Below are 14,526 nucleotides of genomic sequence, written 5' to 3'. Positions count from 1 at the left end.
TTCTCCATGCATGAAGCACGGATGAGAGTCAGGTTTTGCGAAACAGATGCGCTTGGGCATGTGAACAATACAAGCTACTTCATTTACCTCGAAGATGCGCGCGTTCAGTTTTTTGAAGCATTGGGATATTGCATGTCTTCAGGGGACTGGCCGTTTATTCTTGCCAGAGCAACATGCGATTTTCGCGGTCAGGCTTATTTTAATGAACACCTGATCATTCAAACCTCCGTTATGAAAATCGGCTCCAAAAGCTTCACCGTTCATCATGAAATTACGGAGCAGGAATCTGGCAGGCTGATTGCAGAAGGTGAAGCGGTCATTGTGACCTTTAACTTTAAAACCAAGGAAACAGAAGAGATGCCAGATCATCTAATAGAACAGTTAAAGACCCATGCTTTAAAAATAAATATCTGAATTTTCAAAAAAGAGGTGGCGTGATGTCTCAGCTTATTCCGGTAAGAACAGGAGAAGAACTGAATGCGGGGGTTCTTGAGACATACTTAAGAACGGAAATGGATGAGCTGCCGGAAGGTCCCCTTCAAATCAAACAGTTCGGGACAGGTGCATCGAATTTGACGTATGCCCTTAAGATCGGGAGCTGGGAAGGGGTGCTCAGAAGGCCGCCGCTTGGACCAGTGGCTCCTAAAGCGCATGATATGGAACGGGAGTTTGTCATTTTAAAAGACTTGCACCCTTTGTTTCCTCTGGCGCCGAAACCTTATGTTTTCAGCAGCGATGAGTCGATTGCAGGCAGTCCGTTTTTCATCATGGAAAGACGGCACGGAGTATTAGTCGACACTGAGCTTCCAGAAGGAATGGAAGCAACCGTGGAACTTGGCAGCTCTCTGTCTGAGCTGATGGTCGATACGCTTGTCCGTCTTCATGATGTTCCTTATAAAGGTACGGCGCTTGAAAAACTGAGCAGGCCTGAAGGGTTTATGGAGCGTCAGGTACACGGCTGGATCGGCCGCTATCACAGGGCAAAAACAGATGATATTCCAGAAGTCAGCCTGCTGACAGAGTGGCTTGAGAATAACCTGCCTGCTTCACCTGACCCGACCGTTATCCATTATGATTTCAAATTGAATAATTCGCTTTTTTCAAGTGATCTGAAAGAAATGACCGGCCTGTTTGACTGGGAGATGACTACAATCGGGGATCCTCTCGCAGATCTCGGGGCCGCCATGAGCTACTGGATGGAGGAGGATGATCCCGAGCCTTTGAAAAAAGGAATGGGCAAGCCGTCTGTTACGGCAAGCGGCATCTTCTATACAAGAGAGCAATTTATTGAAAGCTATGCAAAGAAAAGCGGCAGAGACGTTTCCAGCATTCATTATTACACGACCTTTGCCACCTTTAAGCTTGCCGTCATCTGCCAGCAAATCTATTACCGCTTCAAAAAAGGGCAGACACATGACCAGCGCTTTGCCCGCTTTGGGCCATATACTGAAATCCTGATCCAGCATGCACTGCGGCTGGCACATAAGGGCTGACCATGGGAAAAATACATGTTGTGACCAGAAAAGAAGAAATAGACGGAGCCAAAATGAAAGACAAAATTGCGGTAGTCTTTGATGTGCTGCTTGCTACTTCAACCATTGCCACTGTTCTTGAGCATGGTGCCCGTTCCGTCATCCCTGTGCTGGACGGTGAACAGGCCCGAAACCGTGCAGCGGAAATGAACAAGGATGACTGCATGCTTGTCGGCGAATATGAGGGAAGGACGATTAATGGATTCCTGGATCCTAATCCCTCCGCATTGAAGGCCTTTGCCAAAGGGAAAAAAATCATTTTATCTACGACAAACGGAACGGTTGCCGTTCATAAAAGCAGTCCTGCCAGAAGGATTTTCGCCTGCTCGCTCTTGAATGCCAAAGCAGTGGCAGATGCCCTTGCTCAAGACCACCGCGAGGATACTATTATCCTTGTCTGCTCCGGTTCGTCCGGGCATTTCAGTTTGGAGGATTTTTACGGGGCAGGCTGCCTGATTCAGCACCTGGATGAGGCGGGGTGCTATGAACTGAGTGATGCCGCCCAGACAGCGAAGCTGTTTTATGAAGGCTGCAAAGAAGAACCGGCCGTCGTACTTGCTAAATCCAAAGTGGGAAAAATGCTGAAGAAATACGGCTTTCAGGAGGAAATCACCTTTATTTCCACTAGAGACTGCTTTTCATGTGTGCCGGTCCTATATGGAGATGAATTGATCGATTACCGCCATCTGAAGGTAAAGTCGTCGTGAAAGGAGAGTGAAAAAAATGAGATTTCATAACCAAATCGCTGTTGTGACAGGCGGAGGGAGCGGTATCGGGCTTGAGACGGCAAGAAAGCTTGCATCAGAAGGCGCAAAAGTCATTCTTGCAGGAAGAAGCGAGGAAAAACTGAAGGCCGCGGCAGAGCAGCTGAATCATTCTGAGCAAACTGCGTTTCCTTTTGCAGCTGATGTTACTAAAGAAGAGGATGTTCTCTCACTTCTCTCCTTTGTAAAAGAAGAATTCGGTGAGCTGCATATTCTCGTCAACAACGCAGGCGGATCTGTACACTCGAGAATTATGGATACAACAGCCGAACAATGGGATTTTGTACAGAATGTCAATCTGAAAAGTGTTTTTCTTGTTTCAAAAGTGCTTGGCGGTTATATGGCTGAGTGCAGCGGTGCGGGTAATGAGAACAGGGCAATCGTCAACGTGGCGTCTCTTTCAGGACATAAAGCGGGGGCAGAAATTCCGCATTACAGCGCAGCTAAAGCGGCCGTCATTCATTTTACAAGAGCGCTTGCGCATGAGTTCGCGCGAAATGGCATCAGAGTCAACTCGGTCTCACCGGGTTTTATTGAAACACCTCTGACAGAGCAGGGTCTGCAGAACGCAAGATTCACAGAAGCGATTAAGCGGAATACCGCACTGAAGCGTGTCGGCAAGCCCGAAGAAATTGCGAATATTATTGCATTTGCTGCTTCTCACGAGGCATCATATATGACCGGTTCCGATCTGCTTGCAGACGGCGGCTGGCTGATTACATAAACCAGGGAGGAATAAAAATGAGCGATCTATTAGTAGAAAAAAGCGGAAATGTACTGTTTTTAACACTGAACCGTCCAGAAAGACTGAATGCTTTCAGCGCAGAGATGATCTTATCACTGACGAATGAACTTGCCGCGGCAAAAACAGATGACAGCATCAGAGCCGTTGTCCTGTCAGGATCAGGACGGTCGTTCAGTGCAGGCGGGGACGTCAAAACGATGGGAGAGGCTGACGGGCAGCAGGTTTATGATCATATTGGCCGCCTGAATGAATGCATCAAGGCTTTTAAAGAACTTGATAAACCTGTCATTGCCGCCGTACATGGATTTGCCGCAGGTGCAGCTTTCAATCTGGCATTGGCGTGCGATCAGATTCTCGCTGCGGAAGACAGCAAATTTGTGATGAGCTTTTCACAGGTTGGGCTGATTTCAGACGGGGGTGGCCTTTATTTTCTGCCGAGGATCATTGGACCTTATAAGGCGAAGCAATTGTTCTTCAATGCAGAACCGATTACTGCTGTACAGGCTGAAGAATATGGCATTGTAAACAAAGTAGTCCCGCTTGAGCAGCTTAAGGATGAAGCTGTCTCATATGCTCATAAGCTCTCACAGGGACCTGTAAAAGCGTATGGCATGATGAAAAAAATCATCAATGCCTCAGCAATGAGCACACTTGAAGAAATTCTGGAGCAGGAACGGATTGCACAGACACTGATGATCTCAACAGAAGATCATCATGAAGGCATTCACGCATTTAAAGAAAAACGCAAGCCAATCTTTCAGGGGAAGTGAAGATGATGATGAGAGCAATTCAATTAAAAGAATACGGCGGACCGGAAGTATTGAAAGTAGTAGAACTAGATGTCCCTAAGCCTGCTGAAAACGAAGTGCTGATTAAGATTGAAGCAATTGGCGTCAATTATGCAGATACGGCAAGAAGGGAAGGGCAGTATGTGATTGATACGCCGCTTCCATTTGTTCCCGGAGCAGAGGTGGCAGGAACGGTCGCTGAGACAGGAAGCGGGGTTACCCGTTTTAAAAAGGGAGACAAAGTGGTTACCCTTCTAGGATCAAGCAGGGCTACAGGCTATGCAGAATATACCGTTGCAGAAGAACGCGGACTGATTCCCGTTCCTGAAGGAGTAGACCTTAAGCAGGCTGTCTCTCTGCCTCTGCAGGGACTGAGCGCTTATCATATCTTAAAAACAATGGGGCGTGTTGAAAAGGGCGAAACGGTCCTTGTTCATGCGGCTGCAGGCGGAGTCGGGACTATTGCCGTCCAGCTTGCCAAATTATTTGGAGCAGGCAAAGTCATTGCAACAGCCAGTACGGCTGAAAAAAGAAGACTTGCCCTTGAAATGGGTGCAGATGAAGCTGTTGATTATACGCTTGAAGGCTGGGAGAAGGAAGTGCTTCAGCTGACGGATGGCAAAGGTGTAGATGTTGCTCTTGAGATGGCTGGGGGAGATGTTTTCAGGAAAACCCTCTCCTGTATGGCTCCATTTGGCCGCCTGGTCATTTACGGCGTGGCGAGCGGGGAGCAATCAAGGCTTTATCCGTCATCGCTGATGGCTCAAAACCTGTCTGTCATCGGATTTTTTCTTCCTCAGATGATGAGAAAGAAAGAAATCTATCTTCAAAGTTTGTCTGACCTGCTGGGCTATCTTCAAAAAGGAGAACTGAAGCTTACGATCGGCGGCGTTTATCCGCTCGAACAGGCAGGCGAAGTTCATGAAATGCTTCAGGGCAGACAGACGAAAGGAAAATTGATTCTCGTGCCTTGATTTTTATGCGGGGGGCTTTAGTCCCCCTGCCTCTTATCTTTTACTGCATCCATCCTTATCCAGCAGCAGTTTTGCAAAAACTCCTCTCTTTTACCCGGACCTATACCTGCCATGAATATCTTCCAGATGGATTTTTAATTGAAGAAAATAAGCAAGAGTAAGGGGGCCGCTATGGAATTATTTCTTCAGCAATTATTTAACGGAATCACAATTGGAAGCGTTTACAGTCTTGTTGCTTTAGGGCTGACGCTTGTGTTCGGCATTCTGCATATCCCGAATTTTGCCCACGGCTCGTTCTATATGATCGGCGCTTATGTCAGTCTCTTATTTATGACTCAGTATGGCATGAACTACTGGGCAGCACTCATTTTGTCGATCCTTATTGTTGCTGCTCTCGGCATTCTCTGCGAACAAGTTGTGTTTAAATACCTTGGAAATGTTAATCCCATGAGAGTCATGGTTGCTGCAATCGGCCTGATGCTGTTTTTTGAAGCGCTGGCGCAGCTGATTTGGGGAACAGATTACAAACAGATGCCGACGCCTTTTTCAGGTGTAGTGGAAATATTCGGGCTCACCATCACACAGCAGCGGATACTGGTTGTTGGTTCATCCATCCTCCTGATGCTTGCTCTGCATTTTTTCCTGACAAAGACGATGATTGGAGCTTCCATTGTCGCGATGTCGCAAAACAGGGATGGCGCCTTTTTAGTCGGCATCAACGCCAATATGGTGGCCATGCTGACATTTGCCATTGCTGCGGCGCTCGCTTCTGCAGCAGCTACTTTAGCTTCTCCTATCAATCTCGTCTTTCCGACGATGGGGAGCCTGGTCATTATGAAAGCCTTCGTCATCATCATTATCGGAGGGATGGGCAGTATTCCCGGGGCAATAGCGGGTGGGTTTCTTCTTGGGCTGACTGAAAGCATGGGAGCTACTTATCTCTCAAACGATTATAAAGACATCTTTGCATTTCTCCTCCTCGTGGCCATTTTAACCATTAAGCCAACCGGTCTTTTTTCAAAGGGGGCACGCACGTGAAGATTCAAAAAATACTGTTGCCGGTTATATTGCTGATTGCGGTGCTGTTTCCATTGTTGTCTCAAAATCATTATCATAAGCAAATCCTGATCCTGGTCATGATCTGGTCCATTGCTGTTTACGGACTTAACATCATCTCGGGGTTTACAGGCCAGCTGTCGTTAGCCCATGCCGGTTTTTTTGCGGCAGGAGCCTACACACTCGGAATACTGACATCCACTTATCAGGTGAATTTCTGGCTTGCATTTGCAGCAGCGCTTGCCGTTACAATAACCCTGAGTTTTGTGATCGGTCTGATCGCGCTAAGGACAAGACACCATTTTTTCGCCATATACACGATGTGTGTGGGGTTTATTATTTATCTGGTTATCGACAAGTGGGATGAAGTCACCGGGGGAGTCAGGGGCCTGATCGGCATTCCGGTGCCATCGGCTCTCGGACCACTGACATTTGACACGATTGAATCACAGTACTATTTTATCTTGTTCTTTTTGCTTGGAACCATCATGGCAGTTAAAAGAATTAAAGACTCTCTTTTCGGCAGAACGCTCTTTGCCATCAGGGGGAGTGAGGATCTGTCAAAGACAATCGGGATCAATATTATGAAAAATCAGCTGCTTGCCTTTGTCCTTTCCGCTTTTTTTGCAGGTCTCTCAGGCGTGCTGTATGCGGGTTTTATCCGATTTCTCGGGCCCGATATCTCAGCGATTACTGTCACATTTGAAATGCTGATGTATCTTCTTGTCGGAGGAATCGGCACGATGACAGGACCCGTTCTTGGCACATTTTTGATTGTCACTGTCACACAGTCCCTGCAGTTTCTTGAAGAATACAGAATGCTCATATTCGGTCCGATTGTCGTTTTGATCATGCTTTTTTATCCAAAAGGGCTTGTCGGAAGCTATCACTCTCTGAAAATGTATTTCTCGCAGCGCAGACCTGCTGATGCTAAGAGAAAAATAAAGGAGGCTGGATGATGCTGATAGAAATCAGGCAGCTGACAAAATCTTTCGGGGGATTGACGGCTGTAAATGAGGTTGATCTTGGGATTGAAAAAGGGAAAATCACCGCAATCATAGGGCCGAATGGAGCCGGAAAATCCACATTTCTGAATCTGATCAGCGGTTTTCACAGGCCGACTTCAGGGACCGTCCTGTTTAACGGGACAGATGTGACAGCAGCAAAGCCTGCCAGAATGGCTAAGCTCGGAATTGGCAGGACGTTTCAGACGACAAGTCTTTTTTCGGACGCTACTGTCATAGACAATGTGCTGATCGGACATCGCCTCAGAACGAAATCTAACTTGTTTGACGGGATATTTAAAACGAAAAGGGAACGGTCAGAGCAGCAGCTTTGCTATGACAAAGCGATGGAAGCTCTTGCCTTTTGCGGGGTTGAGCATTTAGAAGGCGAAATGGCTTCTGTCATCTCACAGGAAGCCCAAAAACGGGTGGCCATTGCGCTTGCTCTCGCAACAGAACCGGAGATCATCCTTCTTGACGAACCTGCAGCAGGAGTTAATCCTGATGAAACAGATGGACTGTCCGAGCTGATTCTCAAATTGAAGCGCAGCGGATATACAGTCTGTTTTATCGAACATAAGATGAAGATGGTCATGAGTCTGGCTGATAAAGTGATGGTTCTCAATCACGGCAAAAAAATTGCAGAAGGACTGCCGTCTGATATTCAGGCAGATCCAAACGTGATCGAAGCTTATCTTGGAGGACATGCCTATGCTGAAGCTGCAACATATTGATGTTTTTTACGGCCGGTTTCAGGCACTGAAAAACGTATCCATGGAAATTGGGCAGGGAGAGCTTGTGACCATTCTCGGGGCAAACGGCGCAGGGAAAAGCACGCTTTTTCATACGCTGTCAGGCCTGAATAAGGTTTCTTCCGGTGACATTCTTTTTGAAGACAGGAAGATTCATAATATGGCGCCCTATAAATTGGTAAGAGCAGGTATTGTCCAGTGCGCCGAGGGCAGAAAGCTGTTTTCTGAAATGACTGTTTATGAAAATTTGAAAATGGGAAGCTATACCCGGCGCAGAGATAAAAAGGCTGTCCAAAAACAGCTGGAGGACATTTATGCTCTGTTTCCGATTCTTTTTGAAAAACGGAAAGATGCTGCAGGATCACTTAGCGGCGGACAGCAGCAGATGCTTGCAATCGGCAGGGCTCTCATGGCGAAGCCGAAAATCCTGATGCTTGATGAACCTTCTCTCGGACTAGCACCGCTGATCGTAGACCAGATGTTTAAAGTCATTCAGGAAATTCATAAGCACGGAACGACGGTGCTGCTTGCTGAACAGAACGCGCATGCCGCTTTGTCCATCTCAACAAGGGGCTATGTGATGGAGAACGGACAGATTGTGATGCAGGGGACAAAAAAAGAGCTGTTTGATAACGATGAGGTCAAACGCGCCTATATTGGCGCCTGACATAGCATTTTTTTCGCAAATGGCAGGTCTGCAGCACAAACAGGTTAAAAAACGAGTCGATTTTGATGAAAACAAGGGGGAATTTCTGTGAAATCGCTTAAAAAGATCGGGATGGTTCTTGGACTTTCGGTGTCGTTAATTGGTCTTGCGGCATGCAATTCAAGCGGTGCGTCAGGCGGGGGAGATGCAGGCGGAGAGGGCACAGTCAATATCGGATACAGCGGCCCGCTTTCCGGTCCGGCTGCTTTTTACGGCGAGAATACGCTGAGAGGCTTGACGATGGCAGCAGATGAGATTAATAAAGAAGGCTTTGAAGTCGACGGAAAAACATACAAAGTGAAAATTGTATCCCTTGATGACAAGTACCTTCCGAATGAAACGGGAACAAATGCCCGCAGGCTTGTACAGGAAAATAAAGCACCGATCGTTTTTGTTCCGCACAGCGGCGGTGTTTTCGCCACTCAAGTTTTTAACCAGCAGGAAAACTTTATCATCGGAGCCTATACGAGCGAACCGAAAATTCAGGAACAGGGCAACAAACTGACATTGAGCATTCCTCCTGCATATGACGCGTATCCTGAGCCGTATGCTGACTATCAGATGGAACGCTTCGGGAAGAAGCTCGCACTGATTCCGACAGCTACACAGTACGGAAAAGACTGGACGGCTACCATTAAACCTGTCTGGGAAGAAAAAGGCGGAGAAATCGTTTTTGACGGTTCAGTGGATTTCAGCAAAGAAACAGACTTTTTCACCATCATGACGAATGCTCTTAAAGAAAAGCCGGACGTATTGTTTGTCGGAGGACCGTCGCAGCCGACGGCGCTGCTGATCAAACAGGCGAGAGAGCTCGGGTTTAAAGGCGGTATCATGATTATGGACCAGGCGAAGTTTGAAGAAATGGAACCGGTCCTCGGAGGATATGAAATGCTTGAAGGCGCAATCGGCACACTGCCAATCAGTGAAAGCGACGCACCGGGAGGTCAGGCATTTGTCGATAAATATGCGGAACTGACAGACGGCATACCGACAGCCGAAAGTGCATTTAACTACCAGGCCCTTCACGTCGCAGTGAAAGCAATGCAGGAAGCAGGCACTGTCTCAGACCCGGCGGAAATCATGGAGAATATGGAAAAAGGAATTAAAGAACTTGAAGACGAGCAAATGGTATGGCATCTGACGGGAATGGAAAACAACGGCTTTAACTGGAAAACATCCATTCATGTTGTAGAAGACGGAAAGCTTGTGAAGTTGGATAAGTAAAGATCTACTGGATGAAAGAACGAATCTTTACAGTTTCCCGCTGTATACAGCGGGAAACTGTCTTTAATTAAGGCTGTGTTCGTACTTATGGTTGCTGAAAAGTATTTAAATAAGGCACCAGTGGACTGAAGCGAAAGGGAACGGGTATGATTTCTAAAATACAAAAACAGTCATTTACCAGAACATGAAATGTTGCAAATAAAAATTTTCTCAAAGGAAAAAGGTATTTATCAGAAAAGTTAGAAATATTACTGTAAGCGCTACCAATAACAGTCGGGAAGGTGAAATACACATGATTCAATCACATTTCAAGCATTGGCCGGTAAGAGTGCCGTACACACTGACAGTACCTGAAACAACCCTGTACGAAAACTTGGAACTATCTGCAAAAAGATACCCGGACAAGACAGCCATTCATTATTACGGCGCAGAGCTTACATACAGGCAGCTTTTAAAAGAAACCGAAGATCTTGCCGGATTCCTTGAAAAGAAAATGGGCGTTAAAAAAGGTGAAAATGTTCTGCTGTTTGTTCAAAACTCGCCCCAGTTTGTCATCGGGTATTACGCCATCCTCCGTGCCGGCGGCGTGGTTGTGCCGATTAATCCGATGAACACCTCGGAAGAACTGAGATTTTATATAAATGACTGTGAGTTAAAGTCAGGTATTGTAGGACAGGAACTGTACTCCAAAGTGCTTCCGCTGCTTGACTCAGTCCCGCTGAAGAATATCATTGTATCAACCTATTCTGATTATTTGCATGCGGGTGAACCCGGTCATGAAATACCGGAAGAAGTAAAAATGGGTCCAATTGAGCTTGCTCAAACCGGGCATATTCACTGGAAGGAAGCGCTGTCCAGCCTGGAAGTGCCTTCCCGGATGACGGCATCAGCAGATGATCTCGCTGTCCTGCCGTACACTTCCGGAACGACAGGACTTCCAAAGGGGTGCATGCATACTCACCGCACCGTTCAGGCCAATACATTCGGAGGCTATCACTGGCTGAATGCAACGTCTGATGCGGTATGTCTTGCGACTTTGCCCCTGTTTCATGTAACAGGCATGGTGCACAGCATGCACATTCCGATTCTCTCCGGAGCCACCATGATCATGATGACAAGGTGGGACAGGGAATTTGCGAGAAATATCATCAGGGATAAAGAAGTAACCCACTGGATTACAATCAGCACAATGCTGATTGACTTTATGGCAAATCCTTCCCTGAAAAAAGAGGACATGGCAAGCCTGATGAATCTAGCAGGAGGTGGTGCAGCTCTTCCTGCAGCCGTTGGAGAAAGGCTGTACCAATTGTCCGGCCTGAAATTTATCGAGGGCTACGGCCTTTCAGAAACCATTGCCCAGACACATTTTAATCCGCCTGACAGATCGAAGCTTCAATGTCTTGGCATTCCTTCTTTTGATGTAGATGCAAGGGTTATTGATCCCGTAACATGCCGGGAGCTTGAAAATGGAGAAGAAGGCGAAATTGTCGTGAACGGGCCGCAAGTCTTTTTGGGCTATTACAGAAGACCGGAAGAAAATGAAAAATCGTTTGTCGAGCTTGACGGGAAAAAATTCTTCAGGACAGGCGATATCGGAAAACGCGATGAAGAAGGCTATTACTTTATCGTGGACAGAGTAAAACGAATGATCAACGCATCTGGCTTTAAAGTGTGGCCGACAGAGGTTGAAGGCATGCTATATCAGCATCCTGCCGTCATGCAGGCATGCGTGGTCGGCGTACCGGATGAACGCAGGGGAGAAACAGTCAAAGCCTTTATTATTCTGAATCAGGAATATAAGGGGAAAATTGACGGCGAGGAAATCATCAGCTGGGCAAAAGAAAAAATGGCAGCCTACAAGTATCCAAGAATGATCGAATTCAGAGAAAGTCTGCCGATGACTTCAAGCGGAAAGCTGCTATGGCGGAAGCTTCAGGAAGAAGAAAAACAAAGGGTGATGGGGTGAAGCGCAATGACCGGCACAGTTGAAACCGTTACAGGGCCGATCCCGGCTGATCAGCTCGGCAAAACGCTGATTCATGAACATTTTGTTTTCGGGTATCCGGGTTTTCACGGTGACGATTCCCTTGGAGGATTTGATGAGCAGGATGCCCTTGAAACAGGCATTACCGTCGCTCTTCAGCTGCTTAGCTTCGGGGTCGATACAGTAGTAGATCCGACACCGAATGAGTGCGGCAGAAATCCGGAGCTGCTGAAGGAAATATCTGAAAGAACCGGTCTCCAGATTATCTGCGCCACAGGATATTATTATGAAGGTGAAGGAGCCACCCCTTACTTTAAATTCAGACAGGGCCTCGGTACGGCAGAAGAAGAAATTTATGAAATGTTTAAAAAAGAGCTGACAGAAGGCATTCGGGCAACGGGCATCAAGCCCGGAATCATTAAGCTTGCATCAAGCAAGGGTGAAATTACGCCTTATGAGCAAATGTTCTTCAGAGCGGCTGCAAGGGTTCACCGCGAAGAAGGCACGGTCATTCTTACCCACACCCAGGAAGGAACAATGGGGCCGGAACAAATCAGACTGCTCATTGAACTTGGCTGTGATCCGAAAAAAATTGTTATCGGACACATGTGCGGCAATACGGATCCTGACTATCATTCAGCTGTTCTGGAGCACGGAGCTTATATCGCTTTTGACCGTTTCGGCATTCAGGGCATGGTGGGAGCACCTGACGATGATATAAGAATAAAGACGCTGATGGAATTACTTGAAAAAGGGTATGCAGATCAAATTATGATGTCTCACGATACCGTAAACTACTGGATGGGAAGACCGCTGATCCTCCCAAAGCAGGTTCAGGAGAAAATGAAGAACTGGCACCCTGCCCACTTGTTTGAAAATGTCATTCCAGCTCTTCGGGATAAGGGAGTGCAGGAAGAGGACATCAGAACCATGACAGAAAAAAATCCTTCCAGACTGTTTGCCGGTGTGGGGGCAAAGGTCAGGCTTTAGGGCCGGGGCATAAGGAAATCAACAAGAAATCCGGACAGTTTAAGCTGTTCGGATTTTGTCTGTTCCAATCGATTAATCTGACTGGGAATAACTTGTTGGTCACGCCGTTTCCCTGGGTGATGCCACTTTTACCGTTGAAGGGTTTTCGGAAGTGGCGCCATTCCGTTGAGTGATGCCAGTTTTGATGTTGAAGGATCTTCGGAAGTGGCGCCATTCCCCATAGTAGTGCCACTTATACCGTTGAGGGGTCTTCGAAAGTGGCATCATTACGCAGAGTGGTGCCACTTTTGCCGTTGAGGAATCTTCGAAAGTGGCGTTATTACGTTGAGTGGTACCACTTTTACCGTTGAGGAATCTTCGAAAGTGGTGTCATTCCCCATAGTGGTACCACTTTTACCGTTGAGGAATCTTCGAAAGTGGCGTTATTACGTTGAGTGGTACCACTTTTACCGTTGAAGGATCTACAAAAGTGGAGTCATTCCCCAAAGTGGCGCCGTTTTGCCATTGAAGGACTTCGAAAATGGCATCATTCCTCATAGTGGTGCCATTTTTACCGTTGAGGGATCTTCGGAAGTGTCGTCAATCCAGATGACTTGATTTACCCCGATATCTATTTATTCACCCCTTTTTTCACCACAGCAAGAAGGAGAACGGCTGTCTTAAGAGAAGTGGATATAGAGGAAGTTATTAATGGGAGGGGGATCATGATGAATTGGAAAACAAGAATAACCGATATGCTTAATATTCAGTACCCGATTATACAGGGAGGTCTTGCGTACCTCGCTTATTCGGAACTTGCTGCGGCAGTGTCGAATGCCGGGGGGCTTGGGCAGATCACGGCGATGTCGCTTGGAGAGCCTGAATTGCTGAGAGAAGAGATTGCCAGAGTCAGGATGAAGACTGATAAGCCGTTTGGCGTCAACTTCGCAGTCGGCCAGCACGGCAGACCTTATTCTGACCTGCTTCAGGTGGCTATTGATGAAGAAGTTCCCGTGATTACGATGACAGGAGGAAACCCTGCACCCATTTTTGATCAATTAAAAGGGGTAAATGTGAAAAAGCTTGTGCTGGTGGCTGCAAGAAGGCAGGCCGAAAAAGCTGAGGAACTCGGAGCTGATGCTGTTATGGTTGTCGGCCAGGAGGGCGGAGGACATCTCGGACGGGATGATACAGGTACATTTGTCCTCATTCCGCAGGTTGTGGATGCGGTTTCCATCCCGGTCATTGCATCAGGCGGAATTGGAGATGGAAGAGGCCTCATGGCTGCTTTAAGTCTTGGTGCAGAAGGAATTGAGATGGGGACAAGGTTTATCGCTACAAAGGAATGCACCCATGCCCATGAGGCATACAAGAAAGCCCTTGTGAACAGTTCTGAAAGAGATACAGTCGTGATTAAACGCAGTATCGGTACACCTGCAAGGGCGCTTGCAGGTACGTGGACGGACACCATTCTTGACATGGAGCAAAAAAAGGCAGATTATGAGCAGCTGAAAGATTATATTAGCGGACAAGCTAACAAAAGATACATATATGATGGTATGATAGACAATGGTTTTGCCTGGGCAGGCCAGGTTACAGGCCTGATCAGGGATGTTCCGAGTGTGGATGAGCTGTTTTCAAGAATTATATCAGAAGCCTCGGAAATCAGAGGGAAATGGAACTAGCAGCAGGATAAAGGCAGGTGAACAGAGTGGATTATCAATATCCAATACAGCCGGATTGGTCGACAGCAGAAATCATCGACGTCATCTCGTTTTTTCAGGCAGTGGAGAAAGCCTATGAAAAGGGGATCAGCAGAGAAGACTTTATGAAGAAATACCGCAGGTTTAAAGAAATTGTCCCGAGCAAAGCAGAGGAAAAAAACATTTGCGATGATTTTGAGGAAATAAGCGGCTATTCTACCTACAGGGCTGTGAAAAAAAGCAAAGATAACAGCGATGCTGAAATGATTAAGATGTAAAAAGGGCGGTATATTCCGTCCGAAAAGCAAAACAGGGTACCATCCTC

General features: G+C 46.9%; 15 protein-coding genes. All 15 read left to right on the top strand.

Annotated features, from left to right (window positions below; translation table 11 throughout):
* Positions 1-6: 6 nt before the first annotated feature.
* The 15 genes from RKD52_RS13330 (at position 7) to RKD52_RS13260 (ending at position 14,479) form a co-directional block, all read left to right on the top strand.
* Complete coding sequence (locus tag RKD52_RS13330; RefSeq protein WP_454100078.1) at positions 7-414, top strand: acyl-CoA thioesterase; 408 nt, start codon at positions 7-9, stop codon at positions 412-414.
* A gap of 23 nt (positions 415-437) precedes the next feature.
* On the top strand, positions 438-1,493 hold the full coding sequence (locus RKD52_RS13325) for a phosphotransferase family protein (RefSeq protein WP_454100077.1): 1,056 nt from the start codon (positions 438-440) through the stop codon (positions 1,491-1,493).
* A gap of 2 nt (positions 1,494-1,495) precedes the next feature.
* Positions 1,496-2,239: a 2-phosphosulfolactate phosphatase gene (locus RKD52_RS13320; RefSeq protein ID WP_454100076.1), complete on the top strand. Its 744-nt coding sequence runs from the start codon at positions 1,496-1,498 to the stop codon at positions 2,237-2,239.
* A gap of 16 nt (positions 2,240-2,255) precedes the next feature.
* Positions 2,256-3,020: an SDR family NAD(P)-dependent oxidoreductase gene (locus RKD52_RS13315; RefSeq protein WP_454100075.1), complete on the top strand. Its 765-nt coding sequence runs from the start codon at positions 2,256-2,258 to the stop codon at positions 3,018-3,020.
* Between the two features lie 11 nt (positions 3,021-3,031).
* Positions 3,032-3,811 (top strand): enoyl-CoA hydratase/isomerase family protein, encoded by a 780-nt coding sequence (locus RKD52_RS13310; protein ID WP_454101220.1) that lies wholly within the window; start codon positions 3,032-3,034, stop codon positions 3,809-3,811.
* A gap of 8 nt (positions 3,812-3,819) precedes the next feature.
* Positions 3,820-4,803, top strand: coding sequence for a quinone oxidoreductase family protein (locus RKD52_RS13305; RefSeq protein ID WP_454101219.1), 984 nt, complete (start codon positions 3,820-3,822; stop codon positions 4,801-4,803).
* Positions 4,804-4,974: 171 nt separating this feature from the next.
* A complete protein-coding gene (locus RKD52_RS13300) occupies positions 4,975-5,841 on the top strand; it encodes a branched-chain amino acid ABC transporter permease (RefSeq protein ID WP_454100074.1) in 867 nt (288 codons plus the stop codon).
* Complete coding sequence (locus RKD52_RS13295; protein ID WP_454100073.1) at positions 5,838-6,818, top strand: branched-chain amino acid ABC transporter permease; 981 nt, start codon at positions 5,838-5,840, stop codon at positions 6,816-6,818. Before RKD52_RS13300 ends, RKD52_RS13295 begins: the two co-directional genes overlap by 4 nt.
* A complete protein-coding gene (locus RKD52_RS13290) occupies positions 6,818-7,597 on the top strand; it encodes an ABC transporter ATP-binding protein (protein ID WP_454101218.1) in 780 nt (259 codons plus the stop codon). The genes RKD52_RS13295 and RKD52_RS13290 overlap by 1 nt, the downstream gene beginning before the upstream one ends.
* On the top strand, positions 7,575-8,282 hold the full coding sequence (locus RKD52_RS13285) for an ABC transporter ATP-binding protein (protein WP_454100072.1): 708 nt from the start codon (positions 7,575-7,577) through the stop codon (positions 8,280-8,282). The genes RKD52_RS13290 and RKD52_RS13285 overlap by 23 nt, the downstream gene beginning before the upstream one ends.
* 87 nt (positions 8,283-8,369) lie before the next feature.
* A complete protein-coding gene (locus RKD52_RS13280) occupies positions 8,370-9,545 on the top strand; it encodes an ABC transporter substrate-binding protein (RefSeq protein ID WP_454100071.1) in 1,176 nt (391 codons plus the stop codon).
* A 292-nt stretch (positions 9,546-9,837) separates the two neighbouring features.
* Complete coding sequence (locus tag RKD52_RS13275; protein ID WP_454100070.1) at positions 9,838-11,511, top strand: long-chain fatty acid--CoA ligase; 1,674 nt, start codon at positions 9,838-9,840, stop codon at positions 11,509-11,511.
* A 6-nt stretch (positions 11,512-11,517) separates the two neighbouring features.
* Positions 11,518-12,519 (top strand): phosphotriesterase family protein, encoded by a 1,002-nt coding sequence (locus RKD52_RS13270; protein ID WP_454100069.1) that lies wholly within the window; start codon positions 11,518-11,520, stop codon positions 12,517-12,519.
* A gap of 707 nt (positions 12,520-13,226) precedes the next feature.
* Positions 13,227-14,183, top strand: a complete 957-nt coding sequence (locus RKD52_RS13265; RefSeq protein ID WP_454101217.1) for an NAD(P)H-dependent flavin oxidoreductase — start codon at positions 13,227-13,229, stop codon at positions 14,181-14,183.
* Between the two features lie 26 nt (positions 14,184-14,209).
* On the top strand, positions 14,210-14,479 hold the full coding sequence (locus RKD52_RS13260) for a UPF0223 family protein (RefSeq protein WP_369733086.1): 270 nt from the start codon (positions 14,210-14,212) through the stop codon (positions 14,477-14,479).
* Positions 14,480-14,526: the final 47 nt, after the last annotated feature.

The sequence above is a fragment of the Metabacillus sp. SLBN-84 genome (assembly GCF_053629595.1).
The sequence above is the reverse complement of the archived record's forward strand: the minus strand, read 5'-3'. Positions and strand labels throughout refer to the sequence as shown.

What these genes read in the sequence shown, in the direction of transcription:
- RKD52_RS13330 (WP_454100078.1), top strand. Translation starts at nt 7, where the DNA reads ATGCATGAAGCACGGATGAGAGTCAGGTTTTGCGAAACAGATGCGCTT.
- RKD52_RS13325 (WP_454100077.1), top strand. Translation starts at nt 438, where the DNA reads ATGTCTCAGCTTATTCCGGTAAGAACAGGAGAAGAACTGAATGCGGGG.
- RKD52_RS13320 (WP_454100076.1), top strand. Translation starts at nt 1,496, where the DNA reads ATGGGAAAAATACATGTTGTGACCAGAAAAGAAGAAATAGACGGAGCC.
- RKD52_RS13315 (WP_454100075.1), top strand. Translation starts at nt 2,256, where the DNA reads ATGAGATTTCATAACCAAATCGCTGTTGTGACAGGCGGAGGGAGCGGT.
- RKD52_RS13305 (WP_454101219.1), top strand. Translation starts at nt 3,820, where the DNA reads ATGAGAGCAATTCAATTAAAAGAATACGGCGGACCGGAAGTATTGAAA.
- RKD52_RS13300 (WP_454100074.1), top strand. Translation starts at nt 4,975, where the DNA reads ATGGAATTATTTCTTCAGCAATTATTTAACGGAATCACAATTGGAAGC.
- RKD52_RS13290 (WP_454101218.1), top strand. Translation starts at nt 6,818, where the DNA reads ATGCTGATAGAAATCAGGCAGCTGACAAAATCTTTCGGGGGATTGACG.
- RKD52_RS13285 (WP_454100072.1), top strand. Translation starts at nt 7,575, where the DNA reads ATGCTGAAGCTGCAACATATTGATGTTTTTTACGGCCGGTTTCAGGCA.
- RKD52_RS13275 (WP_454100070.1), top strand. Translation starts at nt 9,838, where the DNA reads ATGATTCAATCACATTTCAAGCATTGGCCGGTAAGAGTGCCGTACACA.
- RKD52_RS13270 (WP_454100069.1), top strand. Translation starts at nt 11,518, where the DNA reads ATGACCGGCACAGTTGAAACCGTTACAGGGCCGATCCCGGCTGATCAG.
- RKD52_RS13265 (WP_454101217.1), top strand. Translation starts at nt 13,227, where the DNA reads ATGAATTGGAAAACAAGAATAACCGATATGCTTAATATTCAGTACCCG.